Raw genomic sequence first — 12,838 nt, 5'->3', positions numbered from 1 at the left:
TTTATAATCTGAAAGCCTTCCCAGAAGGAAGATAGGAAAGTATTATTCGACATGAAAACGGTAGTTTGTGTAGGTTTTTGTTTGGCGACTAAACCATATCACTTACTACCGTTTTTGTTTTCAGTTCCCGCTAATCTGCGAAGAACCATAAAAAAGGGATGTCGATAGAGCGTGAGACATTCTTGCTCAAGCGTATCGCTGCGGAATTACTCCCTGAACCACAGCGTCAAATTGCCTAACAAAGAGCGTTTGCCTTACGTTTCTTCACCGTTACACTGACATAGTCAGCACCTGTCTGGTAACAGATTTGGGGGCTATGTTGGTGTCGCGCATGAAGCGGATAGCAGCCTCTTTTATTCTTCCTTTCTCTTTACTCTTTCTCGCCATGTCTGGCGCTTGCCAACGCTGTTTCTCTCCTATTGTTATACCGTTCAGTAAACACCTTGTATTCCCACAGGGTATAACGTGAAAATGATGATTTCCTTTTCAGTCAAAGCTGTTCAATTGTTGAGCTAGTTCAAACTTTATAAATATTGTTATTTCAAATAGGGATCCAGCTTTCTATTGCTACCTATTATGTAATTAAACACATAAGAAGTGTTCTTTTAATAAAAGAGTCAGTAGGTTAGAAGATGGGAATAGAATTTCAGTCATATATTGGCAGTGTGGGTGCACAGCTGCCAGCACTTCCTTGCCCGATAGAAGGTCATGTATCGCTAAACACTCCAGTAGGAAGTTGTCTGGATCACTTTGGTAATGTCTGGCTTGCCGATACTGCCCATAATCGTATTCTGGTTTTTGATAGTGAGCTGAATTATGTCCTGGCCCAGTTTGGTTCGACGGGGAAAGGGCCTCAGCAGTTCAACATGCCATTTCGCTTGCTTGCTCACCCGACTAAAAATTGGATCTATGTCAGTGATATCGGTAATCAGCGAATCCACATTTTACACTACGATGCCAGCCTCTCTGTTCAGTCTATCCATCAATTTGGCAATGAAGCAGAAGTCGACTTAAAAGGTCCCAATGGTCTGGCATTCTATCAGGGCGAGCTCTGTGTGGCAGATGAGTTTTATGAGGGAGCTGGTGGTGCCAGTCGGCTGGCTATTTTCTCTGAAGCGGGTCAGTACTTAAGATCCATTCATGAGATTGAAGGCGGTAAGGAGCCTATTCATCTTCTGTGGCCGCAGGGTCTGAGTATGGATGTTGACGGATTCCTATATGTCGCCAATACCGGTTTTGATACGGTCGTCCGTTGTGATTGGCATGGTAAAGGGCGACCTTTTGCTGACAATGGTAAATGCTATATCGATGGTCTTGAGCTGGCACGAGATGTCTCAGTGATTCAAAACCGGATCCTGATACCGGGGGCAAAGGCTAATGCCATATCAATATACGATCTAGACGGAGAGCTGCAAGGTACGCTTGATGGCTTCTTTGCACCTATTCAGATCACTCAAATGAACGACAGGGACCAGCTGTTAATTACCGAGCCCATTTTGGCCTCGCTTCAACTTCATCACGTTAGCTTGCCTTCTTGCCGTGAGCTGTCTGTCGGTAAGAGCTATATCGGTGAAAGCAGGGTCGTTAAAACGGTTGGTGATGATAGGGGGAGCCCCGGTCAGTTTCATTTTGTCACTGCAGTGGCGGGGGGGATCACTCAACCTGATGATCAGCACTATCGACAAAAGTATCCGTTGATTGAAAATTGGCTTTCCCACCATTTTTCCCTTCAGGAGCAGTTTTTTAAAGCGATGCAGCCCGCCGGTATGCCGTCGTGGTTGAACCTGGCGGTGACCGCCCAGTCTGAGTGGGTTCAGCGCTGGCAGCAGACGTGGCTAAGGGTGATTATGAATGACAGGTTTGAAGACCCGAAGACATTGCTTTGGATGGTCGATGCCGGAAATTATCAGCTTCAGGCCAGTGATAACGGCGAGGCCGACTCGGCATCGCCAGTCAGCCTCCCGATGTTGCCCGGCTCGCTGGGAATTGCGGCCTATAAGCCTAAGATGCCCTTACCTGGACAGGTTGACCATGAAGTCCCGATGATAGTTGTGGGCAACTATTTAAGCGGCATTGTCTCTCTACTTCAATATGACAGCCGCATCGGTGAGCTGGTGCCTTACACCTTTTTTGGCGGGTTGGGGGACGAGCCCTCGCAGCTCAATAAACCACAGGGCATTACGATAGATCCGGCAACGAATGACATTCTCATTGCCGATTCGGGTAACCACCGAATCTCACGCTGGCGAATTGACAATAAGGGTGAGCCGGGTTTAGTCGGCGTATTCGGTAAGCTCGGAGCCGAACATGGCGAGTTTCATACTCCGTCCGATATTGCCGCTACCCAAGATGGCCTTATCTATATCACTGATCAGTTCAATAACCGCATCGAGGTATATGACGCTGATAACCAGTGGAAATGGAGTTTCGGCCAGGAAGGATACGGTGTCAGCAACGACAACTTTTTGCTACCGACCAGTATCGACTACGACTCGGGTCATTTGTTTATCTCCGATTTGGTGAATCGTTCAATAAAGGTGTTCGATCTTGAGGGAAATTTTGTCGACAGCTTCAGTGGCTTTGGTGCCGATCCGGGCAAAGGCCAGCTGTGGATGCCGTATCTGCTGCATGTTAATAACAGCAAGGTGTACCTGCCGGACTGCGCCTTGAACCGAATCAATGTTTACCACTTTGATAAGAACAAGAAATTGGCGGAGGTATCAGGATGAGCAATGTATTTAAGCGTGCACAACACAAACGGCTGAAGCATAAGCAGAATTCGACCGAGGATGTCATTTGTGAGAAGTCTCGCCAGCATTCGGAACAATTAATGCTTAGGTTTGATGAGGTTATCAGCCATTTATCCGGGGAAGAGGATGTTGATGCGTGTAAGAGGAAACTGCAGGAATTGCATCGCCATCATCACCGATGTTTCGGTGACAAGCATGTGTCCGGTCCTAATGAGCGTTAGGGATGACCATAAGGAATAGTGTTATGAAGAACAAGTTATCAAGTGTGACTATCGCAACGCGTGTTTGGGTGATCCTCGCATTATTTGCCGTCGGTCTAGTGACCAGCACATTGATCAATGCAGCGAAGACGCGTGAGCATATGCGGGAGAACTATGAGCGAGGCGTTGCAACGCTGGTAGAAAGTGCCGTGGGTATTGTAGAACACTATCATGGGCTTAGTGTATCTGGAGCACTGACGGAGCCGCAGGCCAAAGAAGCCGCATTGGAAGCGATAGCAGCGATGCGCTTCGATAACGGTAATTATATTTTTGTCGGTGATAACCAGGGTGTCCAGCTGACCAGTGGTGTTCCGTCACTAGTAGGCAAGAACACCTTGGGGCTCAAGGACCCGAATGGGTTCAGTTTTGTCCGGGAGCTCTATGTTCAGGGACGTAAGGGTGGCGGTTTTGTTGATTATGTCTGGACGAATAGCCATGACAAAGATCTGCTGGAGCCGAAAACCAGTTACGCTGTAGAGTTTGGACCATGGCAATGGTTAGTGGGTAGTGGAATGAACATGGAAGCGTTGCAGGCCGATATTCATCGTTCCGAAGTCGTTTCAATGATCAATGCTGCAATTATTCTTGCTGTACTGTCGCTGATCGTAACTTTCTTTATTCGCTCTATTACTTCTCCGCTTAAACGAACCGTCAATGCGATGGAAGCACTCTCGAAGGGCGAAGGGGACTTAACGCAGAGGTTGGAAGAAGAGGGGACCCGAGAGCTGATTGATCTTGCCCGTCACTTCAACCAGTTTGTCTGCTCCATACAGAGCATTATGCAAAATATCAGTGTAGTCGGTGAGCAGGTCTCAACGTCGGCACACCAGATGTCCTCGTCGATTAATACCGTCGATGATAATTTGAATCAGCAGCAGAATGATGTAGAGCAACTTGCTGCGGCAATGACAGAAATGCTGGCCACCGTCGAGGAGGTAAGCAGGAGAACAGTAGAGGCCAATGATTCGAGTATCTCGGCGGCTAAAGAGACTCAGGGTAGTATGGAAATCATTAATAATAATATTTCTGAGGCTAACCTGTTGGCTGAAGATATCGGTAAAGCCAGTGAAGTGGTTGATCAGTTAGCTGTGGATAGCCGAAATGTCGATACCGTTTTAGAAGTGATTCGCGGTATTGCCGAGCAAACCAACTTATTGGCATTGAATGCCGCGATTGAGGCTGCCCGTGCGGGTGAAGCCGGCCGGGGTTTTGCGGTTGTTGCCGATGAAGTCCGAACGTTGTCGCAGCGGACCCAGGAGTCGACACTGGAAATTCAGAATATCGTCGAAAAGCTTCAGAGTGGTGCGGAAAATGCGGTGAAAGTAATGAGCAAAGGGGCCGAAAAGGCGGAGAACGCCTCCAAGATTTCTGCATCTGCCGGTGAAGCGCTAAATACTATCAATGACGAGGTGCAGGTTATTCAGGATATGAGCCAGCACATTGCGACGGCGACAGAAGAGCAAAACCTGACGGTGAACGACATCAATCGTAATGTCGTTAGCCTGAAAGATATGTCGATGTCTGTTTCCCAGGAATCAGCACAGATGGCCAGTGCCAGTGAGGAATTGAGCCAGGTCTCAGTGGATCTTATGAGGATGATTAACCGCTTTAAGATAGGCTAGCTCAATAATAATACGGTTGATAGGAATCAGTGGCCTATAGTGATGTGATAAGAACATCAACAATAGGACATCATAATGCGCGCGTGTTTGAGATTGCTGTTAGCCGGATTATTGCTGGTGGGACTCAATGCCAGTGTTTTGGCTGACTGGAAACTGGATAGCAATAGCTCCAATGTAAACTTTATTTCTGTGAAGAATGATTCGGTAATAGAACAGCACCATTTTCGAAATATCAGCGGTTCGGTGTCGAAAGAAGGCGAGGTCAAGGTGGTTATCGATCTGGCAAGTGTCGACACCCAGATCTCGATTCGGGATGAGCGCATGAAGAAGGAGCTGTTTGAAACCGAAGGGTTTCCGCTGGCAACACTGACGGCCAAGGTTGATCCTGTCATGCTGAGTGAACTGATCCCCGGCAAAACTCAGCCCGCGGATATTGAGTTTTCGCTAGATCTTCATGGATTAAAGCAAACACTGGCGGCGAAACTTCAGGTAACAGGGTTGGAAAACGGTGGGGTACTCGTTTCAACCACGTGGCCGATCGAAGTGAAATCGGCTCTTTTTGGCTTGGACAAAGGTATTGAGGTATTGAGGAACATTGCGAAATTAAACTCCATTCTGCTTAGCGTGCCTGTCACGGCGCAGCTTGTCTTTATTCAATAATCAGGCTTCATAACGATAAAGCTGGCAACAGCCAGTTTTATCGTTCTTCTCTCCATGTGATATAGCCATAGTCGTAACTAACTCTCGCCGAGTCGAGCATCTTGAGGTAGTTTGGGGGGATCTTGAGTTATCACTTAATACTGCTTAAAGGACTAAGTATGAACACTGTAAGCTTCAACAATTCCTTGATTTTTCCCAGCAAAGTCGTCTGCATTGGTCGAAACTACGTTGATCATGTTCATGAGTTAGGAAACGAAATCCCGGATGAAATGGTGATATTCGTAAAGCCCAATTCAGCAATAGGTACAGCGCTATCTGCTACGCACCGTGGCGATGAGCTGCATTATGAAAGTGAGATTGCTTATTTATACCAGGGGGGACGCTTTGTCGCGGCAGCGCTTGGTATGGATTTGACCAAACGGCGTGTCCAGAGTGAGCTGAAGGCCAAGTCGCTGCCCTGGGAGAGAAGTAAAGCGTTCGATGGTTCGGCTGTGTTCAGCACGTTTGTTCCCATTTCTGGTTGTGATACCCCGCTTGGGTTGAGCTTGCATATTGATGGAGAGCTGATCCAGCAGGGCGATACATCGTTGATGATGTACAAACCAGCGCAGATCCTTGAGGAAGTGCAAACCTTTATGCAGCTGGAAGATGGTGACATTGTAATGACGGGAACACCTGCGGGGGTTGGAAAAATATGCCAGGGAGCTGAGTTTGTCGGTGCTTTGGTTTGTAATGACCAAGAAGTTGTCAGTCAGCGGTGGGTGGTGGAATAGTACGCGGGCAAGCTTGGTTATTGCTTGAATATGATAATGCAATCAACGAAGCTTAAGGGCAAGGAGATTGCTATGTTTCAAAAAGAACACTTAATCAAGGTTGCCAATGTCAAAATGCCGTTTGGAAAGTACAGTGGCAGGGCACTTATCGATTTGCCGGAAGAATATTTACTGTGGTTCCAGAAAAAAGGCTTCCCGGAAGGAGAGTTGGGCACGCTGATGGCTTTGACGCTTGAGTTTAAAATTGAAGGGCTGGAGTCGGTTATACGGCCTCTGAAGCGCGACTAATGAAAGGCCAGAGCGAAGATGTACTCATAACCCACTTACCGTCATTAATTCACCGTATCGGTGGTGAAAATGTGAAAAAGGCCAAGCGCATTGCGTTGGACTACGGTTGTGAGCTGAAGCGAATTCGCCGCTCCAGAAACTGGCAGTTGGCGGGAGAGCAATGTGCGCTTCGCAAGTTTTCTGATGGCTTAAGTACGTCGGAGCCTGAAGCGATGCAGTTTCTGATACGAAAAATTGACGAGCGACTTGTGGCGCTTAATGAAAACAGTGAATCACGAGAAGAACAGCTTAAAGAGCTTGTGTTCAAGAATCCAAATATTACGCTTGCAGAGCTTATGGCGATGACTAATTGCTCTATTGCTGAGGCCAGACTGGCCCGATTTACCGCTGATTTGTTCTAGGCAGCAATTTGCTCTAGGCAGTAATACACCATTGGTAGATATCAGATAGAAAAATGGGGCAGTTAGCCCCATTTTTCAATAATTAGCAGGCGCTTACTTACTCAGATAAGCGTAGCCAGTGGTGAACGCAGCTTCCTGGAACTGGCGCAGACCTGTATCGCGGAAATCGATAGCCAGCGGATTGCGTTTCAGCTTTTGCTTGATGTCGTTGTTTGACATGAAATCAACCTGAACACCGTCGAGAAGCTGGATCGCTGCTTCTAGCTTGAAGCCTACTGCACTGCCGGCAAATTTACCGCGTGTCTCGCGGGTACGGATCACAACAGCGTCAACTTGGTAGTCTTCTAGTAGCTTTTTGAATGCGAACTGGAAGTCTCTCATTTCAGTATTGTCGAGAGAGTCTTTCATAATGAACTTTTGAGTTCGGCACTGAGGGATGTCAAATAACCCATTGTCTTGTGAAAGCAGGCAAACAATCGCCTCGTTGCTTTTTAACTCAACAGCACAAATTTTCATGTAAACACCTAAATTTCTAATTAGCGCTATATTGTAGGCAAAAGTTTGGCTGATGTCAGATCTTTATAGCCGGTAACGTCAAAACGTTACTAGGAGTAGATCGGGCCGCTCAGTTCCTGCTGAGTGAGAAATAACCGCATGTCGAATTCGAGCTGGTGGTAGTCAGGCTCCATATGGCAACAAAGTTGATAAAAGGCTTTGTTATGTTCTTTTTCTCTCAGGTGGGCAAGCTCGTGGACAATAATCATGCGTAAAAAGGGCAATGGGGCATGTTTGAAAATAGACGAAATGCGAATTTCATGTTTTGCCTTGAGTTTGTTGCCCTGAACGCGAGAGACAAACGAGTGGAGCCCTAGCGCATGGTTGATGACATGTATTTTTTTGTCATAGGCCACTTTACTCACCGGTGGCGATTTCTTCAGATACTGAGATTTAAGCTCCTGCACATAGTCATACAAGGCTTTTTCTGTTGTTAGATCATGGCTGTGGGGATACTTCTTTAGCAAGAATGCTTCAAGCCGGTCGGAATCAATCAGGCTGGCCACCTGATCGGTAATTGAAGAGGGATAGCCTTGCAGGTACTTGAGCTTTTGCATAGTAGGGGGTATCAGCAGTCGGACGGATAAGGTTATTGGTCCGGCAATCTTAAAGCGCTGATGTCTGGTTAGCAATCAATTACTCGATTCCTGAAGCGTAGTATGCCGTGATAGGCGTAAACGCTGGACTCAATGGAAATATATTACACTTGATATTAACGGGTTATGATTGCATGGCATGATAATTATTTGGACTGTATGCATTACGGAGGAAAAGGTGATATGGATTTGAAACTGCCCCCGCCAGTAGTATTGTTGATAACGCTTGGTGGTATGTATCTGCTTTCACAGTATTGGCCGTTATGGACATTTACGTTCTGGGGCCAATTTTTGTTGGTGTTGGTATTTTGTCTTGGTGGAACCTTGGTTGGATTGGCGGGAGTTATGTCATTTGCTAAAGAACGAACAACCGTCGATCCGCGTAATCCGCATAAGGCATCAAGTCTGGTCACTTCGGGAATCTATCGTTTTTCACGTAATCCGATGTATCTAGGGTTAGTATTGTTTCTTATCGCTGCCTTTATTTATTTATCCGCACTCTCTGCTTTGGTGATGATCCCGCTGTTTATTTTCTATATGAATAACTTCCAAATCGGCCCGGAAGAAGATGTGTTGGAAGCCATTTTTGGTGAAGAGTATCGACAATACTGCGAGCAAGTTCGCCGTTGGTGCTAACCACTAACTATGCCTAGCTATTACGCCTAACTGTTACGCCTTGTCGCTATGCCTAGTCACAGTGCTGGCTGTTTAAGCCTCTGGAGGTATTGACCATATTAGCGCGGTGGTTATTATGTGCCACTTCGTTAATACCTGAGCAAGCACTATGGGCAATCCGTTCAAAGCACGCTGGACATCGGTAGGGAACACCTTGTGTCTGGGCCATTGGGAAATTACATATCAGGGAAGCCTTTTAGCGATTCCGGAAGAAAAGCTTGAAAAGGATATGGGTACCTTCGGTATTTATAATTTCATGGATCCGGATGATCCCCTCTACGCCGAAGGGGAGGAAGAAGATCAATGGATTGTTTCCAATATCGATTGGCTGGCGGATCTTTTTGATACCCAGAATATTCCGATTGATGAGGATAATTTCCGGTATTTTTATCAGGCTGTGAATGCGGAAGACTGGCGTTGTGGCAGTTGCGGAGGTTGCTAGTTTCCTTGAGCTGGCCGCTGTAGAAAAACTTTCTCCCGGATTTTGATTTTAGAGGATTTTTGGCAAAACAATTCCCTTCAGGTAGGTGTAAATTAACCATATTAAGACAAGGGGGATAAAACAGTACCCTACCATCCACCTGTTTATCTGAAGGTAATAACAATGAAAAAGCACCTCTGGAACGGTTTTATTGAAACAGTTAAGAAAGAAGTGGTTCCTGCATTAGGCTGTACTGAACCGGTTTCAGTTGCGTTGGCCGCTGCGATTGCCGCTCGTCACCTTAAGGGAAAGCCAACCCAGGTTGAAGCATATGTCGCTCCCAACCTAATGAAGAATGGCATGGGCGTTGGCGTACCTGGTACCGGAATGGTTGGCTTGCCGATAGCGGCAGCTGTGGGCGCATTAGCGGGTGAGCCAGATGCTGGGCTGGAAGTATTAAAAAATATCACCAAGGGTGATGTTGAGGCAGCCAAACTGATGCTGGAGCAGCAGGTTAGTGTGGGTGTTGCCCAAGTGTCTAATATCTTGTTTGCCAAAGTGACAGTTAGTGATGGTACCGATCAGGCGACGGTGATTATTGCTGACGGGCACACCAACGTTGTTTCGATTGATGTTAACGGTGATGCTGTTTTTATTATTGATCCGCAGCCGGCAGCAACGGCTGATAATCAGTCAGAGAACATTTTTGCTCAGGCGAATGCACACGATATCTATGAGTTTGCACTTAATGTGCCTGTTGAAGATATTCAGTTTATTACTGAATCACTGGATCTCAATGATGCCCTGTCCAAAGAAGGGCTGACCGGTAATTATGGCTTGCAAATAGGTGCTACGTTCCAGCGAAATGTTGAGCGTGGACTGCTTTCTGGCGGGCTACTGACGAATGTACTCTGCCGCACTTCCGCCGCTTCTGATGCCCGGATGGATGGTGCGATGAAACCCGCGATGAGCAATTCTGGTTCTGGTAACCAGGGTATTGCTGCAACAATGCCGGTAGCTGTTGTTGCCGAGCATGTGAACGCTGATCAGGAAACTATGGCACGAGCATTGATGATGTCTCATTTGATGGCGATTTATATCAAGAGCTATCAGAATAAACTGTCTGCGCTTTGTGGTGCCACAACGGCTTCTATGGGAGCTGTTGCGGGAATGACCTGGCTGCTCGGTGGACGTTTTGAGCAAATCAGTGCTGCGATTAACAGCATGATTGGTGATATTACCGGGATCATTTGCGATGGGGCAAAAACAAGCTGTGCAATGAAAGTCTCATCATCGGCCAGTGCTGCAGTAAAGGCTGCGCTAATGGCATTGGATGGTATCCGGGTAACGGGTAATGAAGGCATTGTCGCTGATGATGTTGATGCGTCTATCCGCAATATGTCGGCACTTGCCAATGGTGCGATGACTCAGACTGATGTCCAGATCCTGGATATCATGGTTCATAAGTAAGCCATTGTTTCTTGGTTACAAGCTATCTTGGTTCAAAGAGCGCCTCTAGGCGCTCTTTGTGTTTTTACTCGTCAGCAGTTAATGACCGAGAATTGTGCGTCTGGTGAAAGGGCAGACATCCGCTTAATACAATCCATACGAATCTTCGTATACTGATATTCAGTTTTGAATACCAGCCACTCAGATTTGTCTGGGTGAGTTTCCGTGGTTATACACTTTCCTTCGACTGAACTCTCGTCACGTAAATCAAGCTTTACCTGATAGTGGTAAACACAAGCCATTTCGAAATAGTCGTGAAGGGTACAGTCGATAGGTTGATAACGATGGGTCATCGTGGATCCTCCTAGCGACGTGTTCATACTATACCCAAGCTACAAGAAGGTGCCGGTTTACGCTAAACCGTGCACATTGAACGTAGTTTGATAAAGAATAGTCAACATTAACACTGTTGTCTTAGTATTGAGCAACGCCGCAGTATAGGTATGTTGAAGGAGAGGCCGCCAGGCGGCCCTGAATATAGCGCATCGTTATTGTTAGCTTGCTAACACCTCTGGCTGGAGGTACTGCTGCCAGGCTTCCTGGTAAAGATTACTCGAAACAGTTCGCAACTGAGCGATTTGTGCCAGTTCGAATTCAGAAAGAGGGCGTTTCTGCTGTATGCCAACGCGTTCTATCTTTTGAATCTGCTCATAGATTTCATGCTCGGCACCGTTCTTCACGAGAGATATCGCATCCAGGTGAAGCTGAACTTCTGCTACAAGCTGGCTTTCAGGCAAGCGGACGAGCATTTTTAAATCTCGGTAGCCTGAGTCTGTGGGTGATTTGAAGCGGTTTTTTACCGCAACCACAGTGACTTCTTTATTGAGCAATTCAAAAGCCTGAACAAGGCTTGGGATATCCTCGGCTACCAGTGAACCTCGTGCCAGGTCGGTTATCTGGTTTGTATTGCCTTGAAGTTCTGTCTCCACTTTGGTTCTGGCTCGTTGCTCTGATTTTACCCCGGGTAAAATGGCCTGGGTGCTGGTCAGCAGGCTGATCTCGCGAATAACAGTATCAAGCTCTTGTTGTGCTTGGGCAGCAGCAAGGTACAGCTGGTCAAAATCTGAGTAGGGTTGAGCAACCCCTTCATCTTTCCAGCTATCAATGCTGTAGAGGCCACTTAGGCTGCGCTGGAATGATTTCTTACTGGCTTCTGAGCGATTGGAAGGCAGCTCATGGTCTGATTCAGAATAGCTTGTCATCGGAGCAGCCATTGCCGGGCCACGACCAAGAACAAATAGAAGAATAAAGCAGGTACGAAGTACAGATTTCATATCCATCAAGCAACTCCTGGTATGCTGGGTACAGCCTTTCGGCTTCAGCGATATACGTAAAACGGTGGCCTTCAAACCGAAGGTTTGGAAAAGTGACGTATCAGGCTGTTAAGAGCTTCTCTTTGTTGGACTGTAGAATAACAAAGTAATCTGAACGGAAGATGAATTTGCTGAAGGGCTGAGCTTTAGATATTTCAGCCCGACAGAAATGCTGCTCGGGCTGAATAATGAGGTTTAATTAGCTGGCAATAGCCTCTGGTTGTAGGTATTGATGCCATGCGGTCTGGTACATCGCCCGGGACTGCTGTCGCAATGATGCGAGTTTGGCTAATTCGATATCGTTTAGGTCTCGCTGCTCTGTCGTGGCCTTGCGCTCGATGGTCTGAATTTGTTCATATATCTCGTGCTCGGCACCATTTTTGATTACGGAAATTTCCTCTAGGTGAAGTTGAATTTCAGCAATGTGCTGGGTTTTAGGTAGACGCACGAGTAGCTTCAGATCGCGGTAGCCTGACGGCGCAGGGGTCTTGAAGCGGTTTTTGACCTCGACGACGGTGACTTCCTTGTTCAGTAGTTCAAATGACTGAACAAGGCTACCAATGTTGTTGGTTACCAGTGAGCCTCGTGCTAAATCGGTTAGCAGTTCAGTTTGGCCTTCTAGTTCCGTTGCGATTTTTTGTTGCGCCCGGGCTTTTGATTTCAGGCCGGGTAACACCGGTTGGGCGGCTGTGAGTAGGCTGACCTGACTGAGTACATCTTCAAGCTCGCTTTGGGCAGAGGCTGCTTGTTGATACAGAGCATCGAAGTCAGAGTGAGGCTGAATCAGGGTTGGAGAACGGTAACTAGGGATTGAGTAAAGGCCACTAAGAGAGCGTTGGAATGTTTCTTTGGAGCCTTGGACAGGGGAGGGGTTTTCAATATCAGCATTGTTATATTCAGGTAACGCGGCTGAAGCAACCGGGCTTCGGCCAAGAACAAACATCAGAACAAAACATGTTCTCAATAAAGATTTTGCAACCATTAAAACTCCTTGTATCACCACTAAACGAAAGTG

At 46.9% G+C, this 12,838-nt stretch carries 15 protein-coding genes; 10 read left to right on the top strand and 5 right to left on the bottom strand.

The annotated features are described in order from the left end of the window. Positions 1-632 precede the first annotated feature (632 nt). The 7 genes from EIZ48_RS16385 (at position 633) to EIZ48_RS16355 (ending at position 6,754) form a co-directional block, all read left to right on the top strand. Positions 633-2,729: an NHL repeat-containing protein gene (locus EIZ48_RS16385; RefSeq protein ID WP_160653575.1), complete on the top strand. Its 2,097-nt coding sequence runs from the start codon at positions 633-635 to the stop codon at positions 2,727-2,729. Next, positions 2,726-2,971 (top strand): hypothetical protein, encoded by a 246-nt coding sequence (locus tag EIZ48_RS16380; RefSeq protein ID WP_160653572.1) that lies wholly within the window; start codon positions 2,726-2,728, stop codon positions 2,969-2,971. Before EIZ48_RS16385 ends, EIZ48_RS16380 begins: the two co-directional genes overlap by 4 nt. 23 nt (positions 2,972-2,994) lie before the next feature. Then, positions 2,995-4,632: a methyl-accepting chemotaxis protein gene (locus EIZ48_RS16375; RefSeq protein WP_160653569.1), complete on the top strand. Its 1,638-nt coding sequence runs from the start codon at positions 2,995-2,997 to the stop codon at positions 4,630-4,632. 75 nt (positions 4,633-4,707) lie between these two features. Further along, positions 4,708-5,292: a YceI family protein gene (locus tag EIZ48_RS16370; RefSeq protein WP_160653566.1), complete on the top strand. Its 585-nt coding sequence runs from the start codon at positions 4,708-4,710 to the stop codon at positions 5,290-5,292. A gap of 158 nt (positions 5,293-5,450) precedes the next feature. Further along, positions 5,451-6,065 carry a fumarylacetoacetate hydrolase family protein gene (locus tag EIZ48_RS16365; RefSeq protein WP_160653563.1) on the top strand — a complete coding sequence of 205 codons (615 nt, stop codon included), beginning with the start codon at positions 5,451-5,453 and terminating at the stop codon, positions 6,063-6,065. A gap of 72 nt (positions 6,066-6,137) precedes the next feature. After that, positions 6,138-6,353, top strand: coding sequence for a DUF3820 family protein (locus EIZ48_RS16360; protein ID WP_075767695.1), 216 nt, complete (start codon positions 6,138-6,140; stop codon positions 6,351-6,353). After that, entirely contained in the window at positions 6,353-6,754 is a 402-nt protein-coding gene (locus EIZ48_RS16355; RefSeq protein WP_160653560.1) for a ribosome recycling factor family protein, read from the top strand. Before EIZ48_RS16360 ends, EIZ48_RS16355 begins: the two co-directional genes overlap by 1 nt. A gap of 93 nt (positions 6,755-6,847) precedes the next feature. On the opposite strand, the gene EIZ48_RS16350 is transcribed toward EIZ48_RS16355, so the two are convergent. Next, positions 6,848-7,270, bottom strand: a complete 423-nt coding sequence (locus EIZ48_RS16350; RefSeq protein WP_075767697.1) for a DUF3010 family protein — start codon at positions 7,268-7,270, stop codon at positions 6,848-6,850. An 89-nt stretch (positions 7,271-7,359) separates the two neighbouring features. After that, entirely contained in the window at positions 7,360-7,866 is a 507-nt protein-coding gene (locus tag EIZ48_RS16345) for a M48 family metallopeptidase (RefSeq protein ID WP_160653557.1), read from the bottom strand. 222 nt (positions 7,867-8,088) lie between these two features. Between EIZ48_RS16345 and EIZ48_RS16340 the strand changes: the two genes are divergently transcribed. From EIZ48_RS16340 to EIZ48_RS16330, 3 genes are all read left to right on the top strand, one after another. Next, the gene (locus EIZ48_RS16340; RefSeq protein ID WP_160653555.1) at positions 8,089-8,541 is read left to right on the top strand and encodes a methyltransferase family protein; all 453 of its coding nucleotides are present in this window, start codon (positions 8,089-8,091) and stop codon (positions 8,539-8,541) included. Positions 8,542-8,689: 148 nt separating this feature from the next. Continuing rightward, positions 8,690-9,022: a PM0253 family protein gene (locus EIZ48_RS16335; RefSeq protein ID WP_160653553.1), complete on the top strand. Its 333-nt coding sequence runs from the start codon at positions 8,690-8,692 to the stop codon at positions 9,020-9,022. 162 nt (positions 9,023-9,184) lie between these two features. Then, the gene (locus tag EIZ48_RS16330) at positions 9,185-10,471 is read left to right on the top strand and encodes an L-cysteine desulfidase family protein (protein WP_160653551.1); all 1,287 of its coding nucleotides are present in this window, start codon (positions 9,185-9,187) and stop codon (positions 10,469-10,471) included. 71 nt (positions 10,472-10,542) lie between these two features. Here the strand turns inward: EIZ48_RS16330 and EIZ48_RS16325 are convergent, their stop codons facing one another. From EIZ48_RS16325 to EIZ48_RS16315, 3 genes are all read right to left on the bottom strand, one after another. Beyond that, positions 10,543-10,803, bottom strand: coding sequence for a Rho-binding antiterminator (locus EIZ48_RS16325; RefSeq protein ID WP_160653549.1), 261 nt, complete (start codon positions 10,801-10,803; stop codon positions 10,543-10,545). Positions 10,804-11,004: 201 nt separating this feature from the next. Next, entirely contained in the window at positions 11,005-11,784 is a 780-nt protein-coding gene (locus EIZ48_RS16320; RefSeq protein ID WP_192928604.1) for a nucleotidyltransferase family protein, read from the bottom strand. Between the two features lie 238 nt (positions 11,785-12,022). Beyond that, the gene (locus tag EIZ48_RS16315; protein ID WP_160653543.1) at positions 12,023-12,805 is read right to left on the bottom strand and encodes a RelA/SpoT domain-containing protein; all 783 of its coding nucleotides are present in this window, start codon (positions 12,803-12,805) and stop codon (positions 12,023-12,025) included. Positions 12,806-12,838: the final 33 nt, after the last annotated feature.

The sequence above is a fragment of the Photobacterium alginatilyticum genome, from assembly GCF_009910675.1.
GTDB classification, from domain to species: domain Bacteria; phylum Pseudomonadota; class Gammaproteobacteria; order Enterobacterales; family Vibrionaceae; genus Photobacterium; species Photobacterium alginatilyticum.
The sequence above is the reverse complement of the archived record's forward strand: the minus strand, read 5'-3'. Positions and strand labels throughout refer to the sequence as shown.